Below are 16,527 nucleotides of genomic sequence, written 5' to 3'. Positions count from 1 at the left end.
GTCTCATTAAACCACTCGGTTAGTTCAAAAGACCCCCGCGACTTCAGCACCCCTAAATCTATTTTTAGAGATTAAGCCTTACATTTATCCGTCTTACACACTACCTAAAAGGGATTGCTAAATTCAGCGATCACTTTCCCAATCAGCTTATCCTTCGACACAAATGGAGTATCCCACAGATGAGCATCATAGCTTATATTCCGGTTATCTCCAAGAAAAAAATAATGATCGGCGGGTACCGTAACCGGTCCAAAAGTGTAATCCATCTGTTCATTGAGGTAAGGTTCGTTAACCTTCGCTCCGTTTCGGTAAAGTTCGCCATCTTTAATTTCCAAGGTATCACCAGGCAGCCCCATTAGCCTTTTTACATATCTTTTATTCTCATCACCAGCTACAGGTGGCGTAAATACAACAATATCTCCATGCTCCAGTGTGGTCATCCATAACATTTTCTCAACAATTAAGCGATCATTGATTTGAATCGTTGGGATCATAGAGCCCGTTGGAACTCGCATGGCTTCAGCAACATAGGTTCTAACAAACAAAGAAATAACCACTGCGATCATAATACTCGGCAACCATTGCTTCATAAATTTCAACATTATTGCTCACCTCGCATTCATTTTATTGAGTCAAACTTTTTCAGCTGGTTCATATTCAGTTCATATTGTCGTCATGTATAGTTCATCTTCATCGGGTAAGCTTCCTTTAGCGACTCGTTAAGGTAGCTAGAATAAAGCGATTAGAACAGGAGAAGATGCGAGTGAAACCAGAAGAAGAGGTTATAAAAAAAAGGATGAATAAACCGCTGAAAATTATACTTATTTCCTTAGGGGCTTTAGCTACTGCAATAGTACTTTTTCTAGTGACTGTTTTTGTCGCTAATATTTTCCTTAATAAATCGGACCAAGCTAAAATAAAACCCTATGGTCAGTCTGTAAGCGTCGACGGTAAAAATATGAATGTTTTGATTCAAGGAAATGGCGAAGAGACGGTCGTACTCTTACCTGGTTATGGAACGGTGGCACCGGGACTTGATTTTAAACTGCTGATAGATGAACTATCTCCATTTTACAAAGTTGTCGCGATTGAGCCTTTCGGTTATGGATTAAGTGATAGAACTGAAAAAGAACGAACCACGGAAAATATTGTAAGTGAAATTCATGAAGCTGTAAAGCAGCTTAATATTGACCGTTATATTCTAATGGCACACTCTATTTCCGGTATGTACAGTTTGAATTATGTGAACAAATATCCAAACGAAGTGAGTGCATTTGTCGGGATTGATAACAGTATTGCAACAGAAGACAGAACAAATGTTAATATACCAACAGGAAAATTAAAACTACTTAGAAAATCAGGCTTGGGCAGATTGTTATTTAAAACAAGTGGAAACCCCTATGTTGGATTGCCGTTTGATGATGAAACTAAAGAACAATTGAGATTATTTACACTTAGAAACACTTATAATTACACTCACTTAAATGAAGTGGAACATATGTCTTCTAATTATAAAGGGGCTCTAAATTCAACTTTTCCAAAGGATCTTCCCCTTTTGCTCTTTGTACAAGGGGATGATACTCTCTTAAAAGATTGGATATCATTGCATGAAGAGCAAGTCAAAAATTCTAAACAAGGAAAATTGGTAAAACTTGATGCAGGACATTATCTGCACCATACCAAATCAAAAGAAATCACTGAAAATTTCAAGACATTTATGGAAGAAATAAAATAAAAAGCGTTTCTTCTATTCTCCATGCTGCAGTCATCGTGTGCAAGTTTCCTTGCATTTCATGACGCAGCATTTTTTTCTTAGTATTCAAATCTCGAACCGCTCAATAATTCGATTCATTTCCCCATCAACATCAATCGAAGTATTCTTAGGAATATGAATGACGAACAAACCGCCAAAGATCAACTCACATTTGCCTTCATTCTCTATAATTCTATGTTTAAAATCTGCAATGGCCGTTGAATCAACAGCCTCTTTACTAAGCAGCCAAGCGTATCTTTTGAAAGGAGATTTCTGGACGGTCTCTTGGTAATAATAGACTCCATTTTCTTCCTTCACCTGTATAATATCTCCCATTGTAACAGCCGGATTAAAAATCGGTGTCTCTTCAATTCGAAATTTATCTTTGCCAAATGGAGTAACATCGAGGATTTCTATTTCACGGCCATCTGCGTTGAAGCAGATATGGATTCCGGACGATTCTAGCATCGGCACACCTCTATCCTTGTTCAATATCTAATCTTGTTCATTCTAAATAACACAAAACAAAGTAAATACATTAGGCTCGTAATCCCGAACAACCTAAAGATTCCGGGCGTTAATAACATATATAAACTGTAGGGAAAACTCCAGATAAATGCAAGCAGCATTAGCCGACTTCTGTTTAAAAAGACACCTATTGCTAATAACCCCGCCGGTAATAACAACATAATTATACTAATTACAAGAGTGGAGCGATTCGTAATCTCAGCATAAGGATTGATGAATATAAAAATTAGCCATAAAAAAACGGTCATCAAACTGGACATATAACCTATTAGTTTAATGATTGTTAAATTTATGGATGACTCCATCCTATCCCCTCAATTCTTTCGCAATAATTCTCTCCAGCCATTTCCATGGAAGCAGCGTTTTGCCTAAGATTAAGATTCGCGTGCCTTTGCCGATAGGATAACGTAGCCGTGGTGCTTTCATTTCGGTAATACGACCGATAAGATTAGCCACTTGACTAGGGTCAGGCGCTGTCTCAGCAGTATGTTTGGAATATCGTAGCACAGCGTCAAGACGTTCTTTATACGGAGAATCCTCCTTACGTCGAATTTGCTCCATGCCTTTTCCCCATATCGGTGTACGGAAGGAGCCCGGTTCAATTAATACCACCCGTATTCCATAAGGGGACATTTCATGACGCAGGCTTTCGCTGAAACCTTCAACAGCAAATTTAGAAGCTGCATAAGGCGCATAACCTGGAAATCCGGATAATCCGCTTACACTTCCCACATTAATAATCGTGCCGCTCTGCTGTTCTCGCATAATGGGCAGCACAGCTGTTGTCACAGCCACTAATCCAAAAAAGTTCGTCTCCATTTGCCGCCGCCATTCCTCCATAGGTATTTCTTCTATGAAACCGCCAATGGCAAAACCTGCATTATTGACTAGAACATCAATTCTTCCAAATGTTTCGTGTACTGAAGATATTGCTGTCTCTATAGAATCGCTGTCGGTGACATCCATGGTCATTAAATGAAGCTGCTTTAAAATTCCTGCCTGCTCTGCCTGCTGCACCAGCTCGGCTTTACGGCTTAAATCACGCATGGTTGCTATCACCTTAAACCCCTGTCCAGCCAAATTGAGCGCTGTCAGCAATCCAAATCCACTGGAGGTTCCGGTAATCAGGGCCACTCGATCGTGCCCATACTCTAGATGTGAACTCATATTTACTCCCCTTTGTATTTCACAATTATAAAAACAAGCAAACAAACGTTCTATTGTCCATTGACTATCCATTAATTTCAAGTTATAGTAAGAGCATCTTTTATATTTCTGTGCGGGAGAAGCACCTCGCAAGACAGGCGTCAATGCCTATCTTGGAGGTGCTTTTTTGCGTATATTAACTAATTCATTAAGGAGCTGAGATGAATGTTTAAACCAAAAGGTACCGTCAGATGTAGAAAGAACATTTTCAGAATTAGGGATTTAAAATGGGTGGCTCAATTAGTGCTGGTAGCAGCTTTCCTAACCTGTAACCTTACACTTGTGTCTGCTGCTACTGGCTGGGATGCCGCGCTGGATGACATTAACAGTCTTCATGGTAATTATACCGCGCTTCAAGCCACCCTCAAGACAGATAACTCAGAAATTCAGAAGTTACGCAAGCAGAATAATGACACTCTGAAATCTATTCGTTCCGTCATACAGTCAACAGATCAAGCACTGTTAAGCCGCTTATCTTCAGAAGCAACCTCAGTTCAGAAGAAACACGCTCCCCTTCTGGAACAATACAGCACACTCGGTAAACAGTTTACCGCAGCCAAGAAAGCTAAAGACTTGAAAAAAGTCACATTGCTGGAACTGAAGCGTAATAAATTAAAAGCTGCTGTAACCCTGGCCCGAGCCGAAATTAAAACGAAGACAACCGCTTTGGCAGCCGCTCGCAAGCAAACCGCTGCTAAGCTTAAACCCGTCAAAGATGCGTTAGCACCCATCACTGCTTTAAAGAAGCAAATAACTGCCGAAAGTAAGAATCTCGCTGTCACGCAGAAAGTACGCGCGGATGCTGACAAACAATATAAAGCAGCTGTTAAGCAAGGTGATGCAGTTAGAGCCGCTACAGAATTGAAATCATCCTATGAGCAAATGAAACGAATTCATTCCATTCAGCAGAATATTTACAGCTGGGAGCAGAAGATCTCGCTAGCTCTAAGAGCAGCAGAATCTAAACTTCGCTAATGATTAGCCCCACTGGCTCAAATCAGCTTCACTAACATACTAATTAGCTGGGCTGCGGGCACAATCAGGAGCTGAGCAAATATAGTGCCTACAAATCGAGAACCCATCAATACCACATATATTTTTCCTAGCTGATCACGGTATTCTACATTTTCAGTAGCCTTATGGGTAATAAGACCAAGCTGTGGGTCGATAAATATGGTCAGCAGAATAGTCGCCATACCGTTAATCAGTCCGGAAGCTTGAGAAGCAGTCGTGCTATATTGAGGCATTAGATGAGCAGCATACAAAGATGATATGACACCTACGGTGTAAAAGGCTGTAACAAAAACATTCATCACAATAAATCGTTTAGGAATCCCCAGGTATCTGAAGTTATATAGATTCACTTTTGGTTTTCTTATGTATTTTCTTGTGTTCTTTAGTTGCCCGATCGTTACACTGGTAAGCAGTTTTGGGATAGAACCCTCAATTTCAAGCTTAGAGATGATTCTCCCAAACAAGCCGACAAAGGTAGGAAAAACAGCAATGGCAATTAATGTCCCTAAGGAAGAAGCCAATAATATAATTCTCAAGTAATTTAGAAGCGGAAAATCAGAATGTATTTTGGCATAATCTACGAATTTAGCCGTCAGTGGAGCTTGGATCATATTTGCAGTTCTTGAGACGAGAACAATAATGCCTGTGAGAGATAACGCAATGGCTATCTTGTTCAGCTTCACTCCGGCATATCGTACCGAATACGATAAGGTTTCTGCCGTGTGAATAATCATCGTAAGCAAGCATACCACAATCAAACTATTTACCATTTAAAGGTTCCTCTCCAATAAACACTATTTATCATTTCGGTGCACCTTTTGGTGAAAGTATTGATCCAATCCATAACAAAGGGTAATGCCAACCAAATATCTAACGAGGTCGATCCATAGGAATCCTTTTCCGAGAATTAGACCACCCAATACTGTAGATCGGATGCTGTTGATCCACTCCGCTTGATACAGCTGGCTAAATTCTATGCCGAAGCTAAACACCAAACTCCATACAAAGGCGAGCCTTAGCTTTTGATTTACCAGTAGGACCCGAAACATAAAATAAACCATACTGCCCCAAAGCGCATCTCCGAAATGTCTAGATACAAACAAAGGCAGCTGATTCGTGAATACTCTAGAGCTTAACCCCAATACAATAACAACGAGGCAGATACAAGTATAAAAAAGTCTTTCTTTCAAATCATTGATCCTCATTTCCAACCTCTATCCAGCGTCTGACTTAAAAGTGATGCTTGCGATAATACTAATCATTGCGATATAAAACGGATAAATAATCATGGCTCCTATTATGATCAGTCCTGTTACCGGTGCAGGTTTATCTGCAGGTTCTGTGATTGGGAACCACCAAGCCTGAAATTCTGCTGATTCGATAAATTTTCAATGGCAGCTCTATTACAACAAATAACATAAAGGCATAAAGTACGCTTAGTGCATTCAACTTTATAAAATATTTCATCTGTTCAGCACTTCGGAGTCCCACAGCCGCTCCACATGGGTAAGCTCCAATTCATCAAATTCCAGCTTATAAATATCCGGCTTGGACGTCTGTTCAAAGAACTCATATCCATACTTCTTATCGAAGTAATTCAGGATAATGGTCATGATATTCCCGTGCGTACCTAAAGCGATTTTGCCGCCTTTATGCTGTTTAATTAATTGCTTGATAACAGGAATTGCACGCTCTTGTGCTTCCTGAGTACTCTCTCCATTCGGCATTTTATAATATTTGTCGCTAAATGATGTCCGAATGCCCTGCAGAAAGTCATCTTCACTAATTTCAATCTCGACACTTCCGATTGCTCGTTCTCTGAGTTCTTCATACAGTTCAATCTCTTGGTTCGAAGCTTCTGCCAAATACTTGATCGTCTCTACGGCTCGTCTATATGGACTTGAGACAAAATGTGTGATTTTCTCCTCCGCCAAAAGCTCTTTGATTCTATAAGCGTCTGCGTGCCCTTTTTCGGATAATCCCCGTTCCCGCTCATTCCCTAATACAAAAGGTGACACTGCATGTCTAACCATATAAATGTAGGTCTTCATGAGGCACTCCTCTCAGTCACTCAAATATCGTTGCAGTCTTCTCTCGGTCTTTTATAAAAATCTCTCTAGGATATAGAATTGCAATCTCTGGCAGCTCGTTCTCTTTGAAAAATTTAAATTCTTCGATCTCCCCATCTATAGCTCTAAGCGTTCCTCTGATGATAGAGCACTCAAATACAATAACCGTATATTCTACCTGATCGCCATTACTATATTCGTATCTATATTTCGCTCCACCAAAAACACCTAAAATAGACATAGGATGAACCATCAACCCTGTCTCTTCATATACCTCTCTGCGTAAGGTTCTTCCAGGACGCTCCCCTGGCTCAATCGCTCCCGCAGGCAATCCCCACAAAGATTCTCCTGGCTTGCGGATGAATAGAATCTCATCCTCTTTATTTCTTATTACTGCAGCTACGGAAGGCATCATTAATAATTCTGAGCCCACTTTCCCTCGAATTCCTTGATAGTACTCAGACATCGGCATATTGTTCATCCATCCTCTCCGTAAATGGGTTTATAATCTTTCTTTTAAAAAGCTGATCACATTTATTTTCTCACCGTCTGGCTGAACATTACATTGGGATAACTCGACATTAAACCGCTCACCTGTCTCTATTAGTTCAATCGCCTTGCATACATATTCGATCTTCCCAGGACTATTACTCCATGCATCTCTTGTATCATCCTTTACCCAATGAAGCTCTTTACCATTAGAATAGAAATCATGAATTAACCGTCCACTATCCGTGGTTGGCTCAATCAACATCAGGTTATCCCCTTTACCTTCACTAAACCTTTGAACCGTTTCTTTTATCCTGTTTAAATCTTTTTGATCAAAATGTAATAAAATATCATCATGTTTAGACTCATCTGAGCCTGGCTTACCTAGATCGGCCGCCAAAACGCCTACAAGCACAGCAATCATAAACAACTGAACAATGATTATCCATGTTCTAAATTTCATAGTTCCCCCTAATTTCTTTCCTTGGACTTCCCAAAAACCCACTATATGTATATTAGACATCACTATGAAGGAATCCTTTAGATTTCACAATATGCATAGCCAGGGACAAAAAAAGCTTCCGAACTCAAAAAATCCTGAGCTCCGGAAGCAGTTACAATGAGGTGAGACTTAGTGTTTACCTTTTGTGCCAGCAAGCTGTACGATCATAATGACAAGAACGAGCAAAGCAATGAGCTGATCAATACTCATCTGCGTCCGCCTCCTATCCCAAATGAAGGATGGCTCATCGGACGGCATTTCCTCTCCCAAGGACACTGCTTCGTTCCCCTTATACACACTATGTATCCTGCAACCTATTTATTACTTAAAGAATAACCTGCCCGTCCATACGTGCGAGTTCCTGCTCGACTTCGTCCAGCTGATCTTCGCCAAATACTTTAAACCCATTTTTCCTCAACAGCTCCGTAGTGGTGCCCTCTCCCGGTGCTTTCGTATCTTTAAAGGTTCCATCATAAATATACAGGCTTCCGCATGAAGGACTGTCTTGTTTTAAAATAGCTAATGCAACCTGATGCTCCCTAGCCAGCTTTAGTGTGGCTTGAGCCCCCTTCATAAATGGCTCGGTAACATCCGTGCCTGCCCCCGTCACTACCCGATCTCCTTGCCGCTGTGCGTCAGGACGAGGGGTTGGCAAACCGCCCACTACCTCTGGACAAATATGGACAAAACGCCCTTCCTCATACCACTTTAGGAATCGGGCATCGAGACACGGAACATCGCCATTATCATAACGTACTTTATGCCCTAACAGACATGCGCTCACTAGAATCTTCCCTGTCATCGTTATCGCCACCAGTCCGTCTAGTATTTAATATATTGCTATATTATTTATGACTAGAAACGGATATGCAATATCGAAATGCCTGTCCACGAAATGTTTGTGCTTGATACACAAAAGAAGACTCATTGTATACATATAGGAAACCATTATTTCTGATATTGAGGGGTTTTCTCCATCCGATATCGGCTCCAGCAGGTCCATAATAAATCCGCCATAAAGTAGAACCCCACGATCGGAAGCACGAATTTCCAAATAGGCTGAACACCCGAATATAAAAGCTCCATAAGCGGCTGAATTACATACACACTAGCTACTGAAAGCCCCCACCAATATAGAGAAAAACGCAGGCAAATATGCCCTTGCAGTTGATAAGACATTCCTGAGTAATCCCACCATTGCTTATGGAATACCGTTTTTAACAGCCAACCGCTTATAAATTCAACAGCAGAAGGAATGATTAGCGCAAGAAATAGGAAAAGCGGAAGTGGCAGCGTCAAATCTCTAGCAATCAATAGCAATAGTGGAGCAAAGCCATACATCGGCTTAAATGGACCTTTTAGAAATCCTTCTTTGCGAAAGCTTCCATTACTGTATAGATTATAGGTCCCTTCCAATACCCAGCCTAAAAAGGAATAGACCATAAAATAAAAAAAGTATTGGCCCACCACAGTAACTGCTATATCTTCACTTAACGAAAATATAGGAATAATCATGACCTAATCCCGCCTCTCGTTGTCATTATTTTCTTAGTTGCCCATCCGGCCCTATTATGTCTTGATCGTTCAGGAAATATGCGCACAAAAAAGACATAACCCAAAAGGTTATGCCTTCATTCCAGAATTCCAGGAGTAAAAGTCTCCCACTCGTTATTTTCTAATTATTTATGCTCTTCTTCATGAGGTGTCGTCAGCAACTGATCGTCGTTTTGTTTCTTCAGTGCATCCATCTTAAGCTCACTGCGTACGCCAAAGTTTGAACCGTACTTTTTCTCAAAGTTTCCTGCGAGAGCCTCACCACGTTTTTGCCGGTAACGGCTGTTCTCATTTCGACTACGCATTCCATTTCCTCCCCATTGGCAAAGATCTGTGAAATTTGCGAAAAGCTAAGACGAACTTGGAGAAAACACTCTGATGAGGTTGTACTTTTATTTATTATACAATACTTACTACAATCATCAACAAAAACAGACTGTCCCCTAAAGGACAGCCTGTCTTCCGAATCATTTACTCCAAATTATCGGGAAGCGGATCTGGGTGTGAGGATTCAGCAGGTTTGGCTACCCACTCATCTGCCTCTGGCTCGATGTCTACACCGTTCTCCATCTTCTTAATTTCAGCTAATGAATCGCCTTCTTTATTTTCCTTGTTGCGGATTTCCGCTTCATCTTGTGTGTGATCGGACATGTGAAATCCTCCTCAGGTGCTTTGCTTTTTTTGTTCCTTAGTTATAGTTACCCGATGGAGTGTTTTGCAAACATAGTCCAATTAAAAGAATAATTTAAGGGTACATCATCCACGCTACAAGTGGGCCGATACAAGAACCAACTATCGCGCATACAGTCATCGCAACCGAGCTCATCGAAACGGATTGTTCACCATATTCCAAGGCCTTTGCTGTTCCTAGAGCATGAGAAGCAGTTCCGAGACCAATTCCGATTCCAACCTCACTACGAATTCTAAACAGCTTGATGATAAAAGGTCCGCCAATCGCACCAGTAAATCCAGCAATCATAACAAATACGGAAGTTAAAGAAGAGTCCCCACCTAAGCTGTTCGAGATCTGTATCGCTACAGGTGTAGTGATCGATTTAGGTAATAAAGATAAAACATATAATTTAGAGAATCCTAGACCTGCCGCCAAAAGCAGTCCACTAAACATCCCTATAAGCAGTCCCACAATCGCTCCGCCCAGAATCGCCGGGAGATTCTCAATCAACACATTACGTTGTTTATATAATGGGTAGGCTAACGAGACTACAGCAGGACCGAGCAGCTGATTAATCCATTGGCCGCCTATCATATATGTATCATACGGAATATGAAAATATAGCAGTAAAGTTACAACAATCACTGTTGCTGTAAGCGCGGGAATAAGTACAGGAATACGAAATCGTCTATATACTACTGACATCATCAAATAAATAGCTACGTTAAGCAGTACAATACCTGTTGCGATAAAAAACATTATATTTCCTTCCCCTTTTCGCTTAGTCTCTTGCCGCTCCAACCCGCTTTCAGCTTGTTGTTTACACTAGTAAGCCATTGGCTAGAATGTGCAGCTGCGGCAATCGTGAGAACACTGCTAACGATAAGGATTAGGATTAATAGTAAACCTCTACCACTAAAGATATCCATATGATTCACGATCCCAGCTGTCGCTGGAATAAAAAATAACGGAAGATAAGCTAATATCGTTGTTGCACCCTCTTCAATCCACTTCACAGGCACGACCCTGAATAGCAATAGAACAAAAAGTAACAGTAATCCTACGATACTCCCGGACACGGGGAGATGCAGTTGCTTTTGCAGATAGTCCCCAGCCAAGTAGAACAAATATAGCAGGAACACTTGGATAATAATGCGAATGATTTTCATGATGCAGGATCCCTTCATTATTAAGTTAAAGCGATAGCGCTAATATTGAGTCACCTTCATAAGGGTATCAGAGTTTTCATGAAACTTTCAATTACTTTTTGAATCTTATAAGAAATATCGCAAAAAAACCTGCAAAATCCCCAGAATACAGAGACTTTACAGGCTCAAAGATTAAAATTCAATTTCGTTAAACCCACTGAATTACTTGCTCTGCACCTTGACGCGTCTTACCACGTGGTTCATTCAGGCGATATCCGAAAGCTGCCATACAAGAGATTCCAAAATGCTCAGCGTCCATAATACCTTCTTCTGCCAATATCTGCTCAACCTTTGCTTTATCGAAACCTTCTATTGGGCAGGAGTCGATCCCAATTAACGCAGCTGATGTCAGCATATTCCCAAGTGCCAGATAAGTCTGCCGGCAGCTCCATTCGAACATCGCCCGCTCATTCGCCATCAGTCCGAAATCAACCTTCAAGAACTTATCAAAAACTTTACGTTTTCCTTCCATTACTTGCGGAGGCAACTCCTGCACATTCTCCATGATCCCTTTAATATAATCGGAGTCAGCAGCCATATCTTTAGGAAGACGTGAGAGAATAAGCACAAAATGGCTTGCGGTTGCCAATTGCTTTTGTGCTCCCCAGGCATTAGGACGTAATTTCTCACGTACTTCCGGACTTTGCACTACCACAAAACGCCAAGGCTCGAATCCGAATGAACTTGGTGACAATCGTCCAGTTTCCAATATAAATTGAAAGTCCGATTCACTAATTTTTTTATGGCTATCGAATTCTTTAGTTGCATGTCTGAACTGATATGCAGACAGGATTTCATTCTTGTTTAACGATAAAGTATCCATGAGTAACACTCCCTTTACTTGATTAAAATCGACGGGCATTTGACTGTTTGCCGATCACATGCTTAATATTAGTGTATATATCACTTCTTTAAAAGTACGCACAATAATGTTATGTAGTATACAAAATGATACCATGGGAGTTGAACAGCTATGCGTGACCGAAAAGGTGGCTTCGGAAATTTCCCGGAAAGCAATAAAGAAGCTTGCCCTGTAGAATTCACACTGGACGTTATAGGAGGCAAATGGAAAGGAATTCTCATCTATCACTTGATTGATGGCACGAAACGTTTTAACGAATTCCGCCGGATCTGTCCGGGAATTACCCAACGTATGCTGACCCTGCAACTAAGAGAGTTGGAAGAGGATGGGGTTGTACACCGTGAGGTCTACCATCAGGTTCCCCCAAAAGTCGAATACTCTTTAACTGAATTCGGCAAGACACTGATTCCTATTATTAAACTCATGAAAGATTGGGGCGAGGTGTACAAAACAAAACAGCTTTCCACAGAAAGCTGTCCTGAAAGTACAGATATAACGGTGTAGCTTAATGCTGCACCTTTTATTTTTCCCCATTAAAAAACGCTTCCGCCTTTTCCTTATGTTCGTTGGTTACCTGACCGGATATCGCTTTAATGCCTGCTGCGATAATCGCTGCATCATCTGTAAATCCAAGGCCTAGAATCGCATCGGGTATAGCATCTATAGGAGAAATAAAATAAGCCAATGCACCGAAAGCAATTCCTTTCGCCCATAAAGGTGTCTTAGCGTCGACGGCACAATAATACATCGCGATAGCATCTTTAGTAAATGGAATTTTGCCTGCAAACTTTTTAGTTTTCGTCCAAAAATTTTGCGTTACCATTTCCTCATTTTCTTTGCTATATGGAAATTCCTCTGCAGTGAGCTCCATGCTATTCTTGACCTTATCTTTCTTCATTGCCGGTTCCCTCCGAAAGGTTCATATGACGTACATACCTAAAGTATTCCCTCAATTGAGGTTTATATCTTTAAGATAAACTAAAGTCCGTATCCTGAACCTACTTACGATTAATCGATCGCTTTGATTTTCGTTAAATCGCTGCTGCATAACACTTCAAGATTATTAAAGATTCGCTCTGCATCCCAATCCCACCACTTCAGCGCTTCAAGATATTCGATCATTTCATCATCAAAACGTTGTCTAATCACTTTGCAGGGATTTCCTCCAGCTACACTATACGCCGGGATATCCTTTACAACTGTAGAATTGGCTGCGATAACTGCTCCGTTTCCAATATGCACACCTGGCATAATCGTAACATTTTGTCCAATCCAAACATCGTTTCCGATGACTGTATCACCTTTTAGCGGCAGATCCTTTAAATCCGGGACCGCCTGTTCCCAGCCATGTGCCATGATATTAAACGGATAGGTCGAAACCGAATTCATCCGGTGGTTGGCACCATTCATGACAAATTCAATGCCTTTGGCAATCGCGCAGAATTTTCCAATAATAAGCTTGTCGCCAATAAAATCATAATGATGAGTCACACGTTCCTCAAACTTCTCTGCACCGTTTATATCATCATAATAGGTATAATCGCCAACAATGATATTGTCTCTTGTAATCGCATTTTTTATATAGCAGATACTTTTAATTTGTTCATTGGGATAGAGCGTATTCGGGTTCGGTCCATATTGTTTCATAGTTTACGCCTCGCTCTCTTTTGGATAAAACATAGCAGAGATCAGAGCTGAATTCAAATAATGTACGATTTATAAACAAAAAAAGCGGCCACCTGCTGGTAACCGCCTATCTATTATCTACTTATATTGTCAAAGCTCGTTCTGCTTCTACTTCTACCTCTATCTTTTCGATAAAACCTCTGCCTCATACTGTTTTACTTCATTTAGCCAGCTTTCCCGGACCGGTGCGCCATTCTTCGCACAATAATAATCCCAAATGGCTCCAAACGGATACGATTTAAATTCCTCGACCAAGGCAAGTCTTGAAGTGTAATCTCCATCCAGCTCAATTTGCTTCAATTGCTCGATTGGCTCCAGCATGGCACGAAGCAAAGCTTTTAATGTATTTCGTGTTCCGATCACCCAAGCAGCAACATGATTGATGCTTCCGTCAAAAAAATCTAATCCAATATGCGTTCTGTCCAGAAACTGGCCACGAACCAGTTCACGGGCAATCTCGAGCAGCTCATCGTCCATAGTTACCACATGATCACTATCCCAGCGTACTGGACGGCTAACATGCAGCAGCAATTGATCCCCAAACAGCAGCCAGGAAGACAGCTTATTCGAAATCGTCTCGGTTGGATGGAAATGCCCAGCATCGAAGCACACCGCCTTGCCCCGGCTTAGCGCATAACCCATATAGAATTCATGTGAGCCAACCACGTAACTTTCCGAACCAATACCAAACAGCTTACTTTCTACAGCATCAATGTTATATTGCTGATCGATTTCCTCGCTAAAGATTTCATCGAGTGACTGCTGAAGCCGTACCCTTGGTGACAAACGGTCGATCGGCGTATCTTTATAACCATCTGGAACCCAAAAATTAGTCACACAAGGCTGACCTAATGCCTGGCCAAAGGACTCGGCGATTCGACGTGAGGCCTTGCAATGAGCGATCCAGAAGTTGCGGATTTCAGGATCTGGGTGGCTCAGTGTGAAGCCATCGTTTGCTTTTTCATGAGAAAAACAGGTAGGATTGAAATCCAATCCGAGTCCCCGCTCTTTGGCCCAGCTCACCCATCGCTCAAAATGCTTAGGCTCTAAAGCATCGAGATCTACAGTCTCTTCTGTATCCGCATAAATAGCATGTAAATTTATTTTATGTTGGCCTGGGATGAGTGCAAGGGCCTGTTCCAAATCACGGCGCAGCTCCTCCGGATTCCCGGCCCTCCCCGGGTAACTTCCAGTGACTGCGATCCCGCCGCTCAGTTCTTTTTCCTTATTCAAAAATCCCTTCACATCATCACCTTGCCAACAATGCAAAGAAATCTTAATTTCCGCTAGCTGCTGCAACACCTTATCTACGTCGATCCCATGCTGTGCGTAAAGCTTTTTCGCTTCATTGTAGCTGTTCTGAATGCTCTGTAAGCTCTCTTTACTCTGCTCCATGATTGAGCCTCCTGATTGTGTTTTAGGTGAGGCACTTTTGCCTCTCTTTGGCTCGCGTGCCTCTTAACTTAGCTACTAATTAACGGCCTGCAGCCGGGCGAACTGTGCCAAAGCCGCCTTTTTGGTCGTGGGGTCCATCCCCTTCGGTATATAAGATGTAACTTGGAATGAACGACTTATAATTTCTCTCGCCTCTTGAAGATCATTTACAGCACCCGTGCTGATCATCTGCACCACCAGATTGCCTAAAGCCGTAGATTCCGTTGGTCCGGCGTGAATTTCCATCTCCAGCAGATCTGCCGTAATCTGGCACAACAGACCGTTATTCGCACCTCCGCCAACGATATGCAGCCTCTCTAAGTTGTCACCCGTCAATTGCTGGAGATCCTGAATGTAGAAATAATAAGATAAAGCAAGACTATCAAATACACATCGAGCCATTTCCCCAGGCGTTTGAGGAACCAACTGTCCTGCTTCCACACAATAGCTGCGGATCTCGTCAATCATGCTCTGTGGATTCATGAATCGTTCATCATTGCAATAAATGATTGATCTAAATGGGATTTCTTGTGCTGCCAGCTCTACCAGCTCGCCGAAGCTGTATTGTCCGCCGTACTCCTCACGAACCTTTTGAATCAACCACATGCCCATAATATTCTTAAGAAACCGGAATGAGCCGTAGGCTCCCCATTCATTCGTATAGTTGCGTAACATTGCCTCTGGACTTGTGATGGCTGAACCCCGTTCCACCCCGATGAGTGACCAAGTACCACTACTGAGAAATCCCCAGTTCTCGCTGTTTGCCGGAACCCCTAATACAGCTGATGCTGTATCATGAGAGGCTACTGCTATGAACTCGCAATCTGGAAGATCACCGCGAGCCGCCAAGTCCTCCGTCAACCTCCCAACGGGTTCCCCAGGTTCTGTTAAGGGAGGGAATTGCTCTTTTGAAAGACCAAGCACCGACAGAAGATCCTCATCGTAATCACGAGTGTGAAGATTCAGCATCCCAGAGGTGGAACCTATCGTCACTTCACTAATCTTGCGACCCGTAAGCCGATAATAAAGATAATCAGGGACCAGCAGGATGGAATGTGCTGCTTCCAGCTCCGCCTGATCATGCACAAACAGCTGATACAACGTATTTATCGGGAGATATTGTATCCCCACTTTTTCGTAAACGCTTTCAGTTGAGATGTTACGATGCAGCCTCTCTATCGCTCCATCCGTTCGGGAGTCACGATAAGAAAAAACCTCATGGATCCGCGCCCCCTCCTGATCGAGAAGTACATAATCGACACCCCAAGTATCGATGCCCACGGTGCAGCGCGCGATCCCTCTAGCCTTGGCCTGCTGTAAGCCCTTGACGATTTCAGCAACTAAATAATCTATATCCCAATATAGATTACCATTTTGTTCAGCGAATCCATTACTGAAGCGATGAATTTCTTCTATAGACAGGGTTCCTCCCGGCTGCTGCAAGGTTCCGCAGACCACTCTCCCACTAGAGGCTCCGATATCAACAGCAATATGATTCTGAATTTGATTATGAGCTTGTGTATTCATCCCTATACAACACTCCTTATCT

At 42.0% G+C, this 16,527-nt stretch carries 23 protein-coding genes; 3 read left to right on the top strand and 20 right to left on the bottom strand.

Going from position 1 to position 16,527, the window contains the following annotated elements:
* Window positions 1–104 precede the first annotated feature (104 nt).
* Window positions 105–602: a signal peptidase I gene (gene lepB, locus NYE35_RS11640; RefSeq protein WP_036689798.1), complete on the bottom strand. Its 498-nt coding sequence runs from the start codon at window positions 600–602 to the stop codon at window positions 105–107.
* A 155-nt stretch (window positions 603–757) separates the two neighbouring features.
* Here lepB and NYE35_RS11635 point away from each other — a divergent pair, with 155 nt between their 5' ends.
* Window positions 758–1,735, top strand: a complete 978-nt coding sequence (locus NYE35_RS11635) for an alpha/beta hydrolase (RefSeq protein ID WP_341121049.1) — start codon at window positions 758–760, stop codon at window positions 1,733–1,735.
* Between the two features lie 84 nt (window positions 1,736–1,819).
* Here NYE35_RS11635 and NYE35_RS11630 read toward each other — a convergent pair whose 3' ends face one another.
* Window positions 1,820–2,221 (bottom strand): DUF4265 domain-containing protein, encoded by a 402-nt coding sequence (locus NYE35_RS11630; protein ID WP_036689795.1) that lies wholly within the window; start codon window positions 2,219–2,221, stop codon window positions 1,820–1,822.
* A gap of 366 nt (window positions 2,222–2,587) precedes the next feature.
* Window positions 2,588–3,448 carry an SDR family oxidoreductase gene (locus NYE35_RS11625; RefSeq protein WP_341121048.1) on the bottom strand — a complete coding sequence of 287 codons (861 nt, stop codon included), beginning with the start codon at window positions 3,446–3,448 and terminating at the stop codon, window positions 2,588–2,590.
* Between the two features lie 204 nt (window positions 3,449–3,652).
* Here NYE35_RS11625 and NYE35_RS11620 point away from each other — a divergent pair, with 204 nt between their 5' ends.
* Window positions 3,653–4,462 (top strand): hypothetical protein, encoded by an 810-nt coding sequence (locus NYE35_RS11620; protein ID WP_341121043.1) that lies wholly within the window; start codon window positions 3,653–3,655, stop codon window positions 4,460–4,462.
* Between the two features lie 17 nt (window positions 4,463–4,479).
* Here the strand turns inward: NYE35_RS11620 and NYE35_RS11615 are convergent, their stop codons facing one another.
* The 13 genes from NYE35_RS11615 to NYE35_RS11555 form a co-directional block, all read right to left on the bottom strand.
* The gene (locus NYE35_RS11615; RefSeq protein ID WP_036689792.1) at window positions 4,480–5,271 is read right to left on the bottom strand and encodes a lipid II flippase Amj family protein; all 792 of its coding nucleotides are present in this window, start codon (window positions 5,269–5,271) and stop codon (window positions 4,480–4,482) included.
* Between the two features lie 24 nt (window positions 5,272–5,295).
* Window positions 5,296–5,691 carry a ribosomal maturation YjgA family protein gene (locus NYE35_RS11610; RefSeq protein ID WP_036689831.1) on the bottom strand — a complete coding sequence of 132 codons (396 nt, stop codon included), beginning with the start codon at window positions 5,689–5,691 and terminating at the stop codon, window positions 5,296–5,298.
* A gap of 273 nt (window positions 5,692–5,964) precedes the next feature.
* Window positions 5,965–6,552 carry a histidine phosphatase family protein gene (locus NYE35_RS11605; protein WP_341121041.1) on the bottom strand — a complete coding sequence of 196 codons (588 nt, stop codon included), beginning with the start codon at window positions 6,550–6,552 and terminating at the stop codon, window positions 5,965–5,967.
* Between the two features lie 16 nt (window positions 6,553–6,568).
* Window positions 6,569–7,042 (bottom strand): NUDIX domain-containing protein, encoded by a 474-nt coding sequence (locus NYE35_RS11600; RefSeq protein WP_038574363.1) that lies wholly within the window; start codon window positions 7,040–7,042, stop codon window positions 6,569–6,571.
* A gap of 30 nt (window positions 7,043–7,072) precedes the next feature.
* Complete coding sequence (locus tag NYE35_RS11595; RefSeq protein WP_341121039.1) at window positions 7,073–7,522, bottom strand: hypothetical protein; 450 nt, start codon at window positions 7,520–7,522, stop codon at window positions 7,073–7,075.
* Between the two features lie 168 nt (window positions 7,523–7,690).
* Window positions 7,691–7,837 (bottom strand): hypothetical protein, encoded by a 147-nt coding sequence (locus NYE35_RS11590; RefSeq protein WP_155288116.1) that lies wholly within the window; start codon window positions 7,835–7,837, stop codon window positions 7,691–7,693.
* Window positions 7,838–7,886: 49 nt separating this feature from the next.
* Entirely contained in the window at window positions 7,887–8,363 is a 477-nt protein-coding gene (locus NYE35_RS11585; RefSeq protein ID WP_036689786.1) for a DUF523 domain-containing protein, read from the bottom strand.
* Window positions 8,364–8,509: 146 nt separating this feature from the next.
* On the bottom strand, window positions 8,510–9,076 hold the full coding sequence (locus NYE35_RS11580; RefSeq protein ID WP_052096957.1) for a putative ABC transporter permease: 567 nt from the start codon (window positions 9,074–9,076) through the stop codon (window positions 8,510–8,512).
* A gap of 164 nt (window positions 9,077–9,240) precedes the next feature.
* Window positions 9,241–9,420, bottom strand: a complete 180-nt coding sequence (locus tag NYE35_RS11575) for a hypothetical protein (RefSeq protein ID WP_038570027.1) — start codon at window positions 9,418–9,420, stop codon at window positions 9,241–9,243.
* 166 nt (window positions 9,421–9,586) lie between these two features.
* Window positions 9,587–9,766: a hypothetical protein gene (locus tag NYE35_RS11570; RefSeq protein WP_036689781.1), complete on the bottom strand. Its 180-nt coding sequence runs from the start codon at window positions 9,764–9,766 to the stop codon at window positions 9,587–9,589.
* Window positions 9,767–9,860: 94 nt separating this feature from the next.
* Window positions 9,861–10,547, bottom strand: coding sequence for an LrgB family protein (locus NYE35_RS11565; protein ID WP_036689780.1), 687 nt, complete (start codon window positions 10,545–10,547; stop codon window positions 9,861–9,863).
* Window positions 10,547–10,957: a CidA/LrgA family holin-like protein gene (locus tag NYE35_RS11560; RefSeq protein ID WP_036689778.1), complete on the bottom strand. Its 411-nt coding sequence runs from the start codon at window positions 10,955–10,957 to the stop codon at window positions 10,547–10,549. The genes NYE35_RS11565 and NYE35_RS11560 overlap by 1 nt, the downstream gene beginning before the upstream one ends.
* A 187-nt stretch (window positions 10,958–11,144) precedes the next feature.
* Window positions 11,145–11,819 carry an NAD(P)H-dependent oxidoreductase gene (locus NYE35_RS11555; RefSeq protein WP_036689777.1) on the bottom strand — a complete coding sequence of 225 codons (675 nt, stop codon included), beginning with the start codon at window positions 11,817–11,819 and terminating at the stop codon, window positions 11,145–11,147.
* 150 nt (window positions 11,820–11,969) lie between these two features.
* Here NYE35_RS11555 and NYE35_RS11550 point away from each other — a divergent pair, with 150 nt between their 5' ends.
* Entirely contained in the window at window positions 11,970–12,362 is a 393-nt protein-coding gene (locus tag NYE35_RS11550; protein ID WP_341121037.1) for a winged helix-turn-helix transcriptional regulator, read from the top strand.
* A gap of 16 nt (window positions 12,363–12,378) precedes the next feature.
* On the opposite strand, the gene NYE35_RS11545 is transcribed toward NYE35_RS11550, so the two are convergent.
* The 4 genes from NYE35_RS11545 to rhaB form a co-directional block, all read right to left on the bottom strand.
* Window positions 12,379–12,756 (bottom strand): YkvA family protein, encoded by a 378-nt coding sequence (locus NYE35_RS11545; RefSeq protein ID WP_080742463.1) that lies wholly within the window; start codon window positions 12,754–12,756, stop codon window positions 12,379–12,381.
* A gap of 110 nt (window positions 12,757–12,866) precedes the next feature.
* Window positions 12,867–13,505: a Vat family streptogramin A O-acetyltransferase gene (locus tag NYE35_RS11540; RefSeq protein ID WP_038570025.1), complete on the bottom strand. Its 639-nt coding sequence runs from the start codon at window positions 13,503–13,505 to the stop codon at window positions 12,867–12,869.
* 159 nt (window positions 13,506–13,664) lie between these two features.
* Complete coding sequence (gene rhaA / locus NYE35_RS11535) at window positions 13,665–14,939, bottom strand: L-rhamnose isomerase (protein WP_076273057.1); 1,275 nt, start codon at window positions 14,937–14,939, stop codon at window positions 13,665–13,667.
* Window positions 14,940–15,014: 75 nt separating this feature from the next.
* On the bottom strand, window positions 15,015–16,505 hold the full coding sequence (rhaB, locus tag NYE35_RS11530; protein WP_341121033.1) for a rhamnulokinase: 1,491 nt from the start codon (window positions 16,503–16,505) through the stop codon (window positions 15,015–15,017).
* Window positions 16,506–16,527 lie beyond the last annotated feature (22 nt).

Origin of the sequence: Paenibacillus sp. FSL L8-0494 (assembly GCF_038003695.1) — a bacterium.
Classification (GTDB): domain Bacteria; phylum Bacillota; class Bacilli; order Paenibacillales; family Paenibacillaceae; genus Paenibacillus_AQ; species Paenibacillus_AQ odorifer.
The sequence above is the reverse complement of the archived record's forward strand: the minus strand, read 5'-3'. Positions and strand labels throughout refer to the sequence as shown.

What these genes read in the sequence shown, in the direction of transcription:
- lepB (WP_036689798.1), bottom strand. Translation starts at nt 602, where the DNA reads ATGTTGAAATTTATGAAGCAATGGTTGCCGAGTATTATGATCGCAGTG.
- NYE35_RS11635 (WP_341121049.1), top strand. Translation starts at nt 758, where the DNA reads ATGCGAGTGAAACCAGAAGAAGAGGTTATAAAAAAAAGGATGAATAAA.
- NYE35_RS11630 (WP_036689795.1), bottom strand. Translation starts at nt 2,221, where the DNA reads ATGCTAGAATCGTCCGGAATCCATATCTGCTTCAACGCAGATGGCCGT.
- NYE35_RS11625 (WP_341121048.1), bottom strand. Translation starts at nt 3,448, where the DNA reads ATGAGTTCACATCTAGAGTATGGGCACGATCGAGTGGCCCTGATTACC.
- NYE35_RS11620 (WP_341121043.1), top strand. Translation starts at nt 3,653, where the DNA reads ATGTTTAAACCAAAAGGTACCGTCAGATGTAGAAAGAACATTTTCAGA.
- NYE35_RS11615 (WP_036689792.1), bottom strand. Translation starts at nt 5,271, where the DNA reads ATGGTAAATAGTTTGATTGTGGTATGCTTGCTTACGATGATTATTCAC.
- NYE35_RS11605 (WP_341121041.1), bottom strand. Translation starts at nt 6,552, where the DNA reads ATGAAGACCTACATTTATATGGTTAGACATGCAGTGTCACCTTTTGTA.
- NYE35_RS11600 (WP_038574363.1), bottom strand. Translation starts at nt 7,042, where the DNA reads ATGCCGATGTCTGAGTACTATCAAGGAATTCGAGGGAAAGTGGGCTCA.
- NYE35_RS11595 (WP_341121039.1), bottom strand. Translation starts at nt 7,522, where the DNA reads ATGAAATTTAGAACATGGATAATCATTGTTCAGTTGTTTATGATTGCT.
- NYE35_RS11585 (WP_036689786.1), bottom strand. Translation starts at nt 8,363, where the DNA reads ATGACAGGGAAGATTCTAGTGAGCGCATGTCTGTTAGGGCATAAAGTA.
- NYE35_RS11580 (WP_052096957.1), bottom strand. Translation starts at nt 9,076, where the DNA reads ATGATTATTCCTATATTTTCGTTAAGTGAAGATATAGCAGTTACTGTG.
- NYE35_RS11575 (WP_038570027.1), bottom strand. Translation starts at nt 9,420, where the DNA reads ATGCGTAGTCGAAATGAGAACAGCCGTTACCGGCAAAAACGTGGTGAG.
- NYE35_RS11570 (WP_036689781.1), bottom strand. Translation starts at nt 9,766, where the DNA reads ATGTCCGATCACACACAAGATGAAGCGGAAATCCGCAACAAGGAAAAT.
- NYE35_RS11565 (WP_036689780.1), bottom strand. Translation starts at nt 10,547, where the DNA reads ATGTTTTTTATCGCAACAGGTATTGTACTGCTTAACGTAGCTATTTAT.
- NYE35_RS11560 (WP_036689778.1), bottom strand. Translation starts at nt 10,957, where the DNA reads ATGAAAATCATTCGCATTATTATCCAAGTGTTCCTGCTATATTTGTTC.
- NYE35_RS11555 (WP_036689777.1), bottom strand. Translation starts at nt 11,819, where the DNA reads ATGGATACTTTATCGTTAAACAAGAATGAAATCCTGTCTGCATATCAG.
- NYE35_RS11550 (WP_341121037.1), top strand. Translation starts at nt 11,970, where the DNA reads ATGCGTGACCGAAAAGGTGGCTTCGGAAATTTCCCGGAAAGCAATAAA.
- NYE35_RS11545 (WP_080742463.1), bottom strand. Translation starts at nt 12,756, where the DNA reads ATGAAGAAAGATAAGGTCAAGAATAGCATGGAGCTCACTGCAGAGGAA.
- NYE35_RS11540 (WP_038570025.1), bottom strand. Translation starts at nt 13,505, where the DNA reads ATGAAACAATATGGACCGAACCCGAATACGCTCTATCCCAATGAACAA.
- rhaA (WP_076273057.1), bottom strand. Translation starts at nt 14,939, where the DNA reads ATGGAGCAGAGTAAAGAGAGCTTACAGAGCATTCAGAACAGCTACAAT.
- rhaB (WP_341121033.1), bottom strand. Translation starts at nt 16,505, where the DNA reads ATGAATACACAAGCTCATAATCAAATTCAGAATCATATTGCTGTTGAT.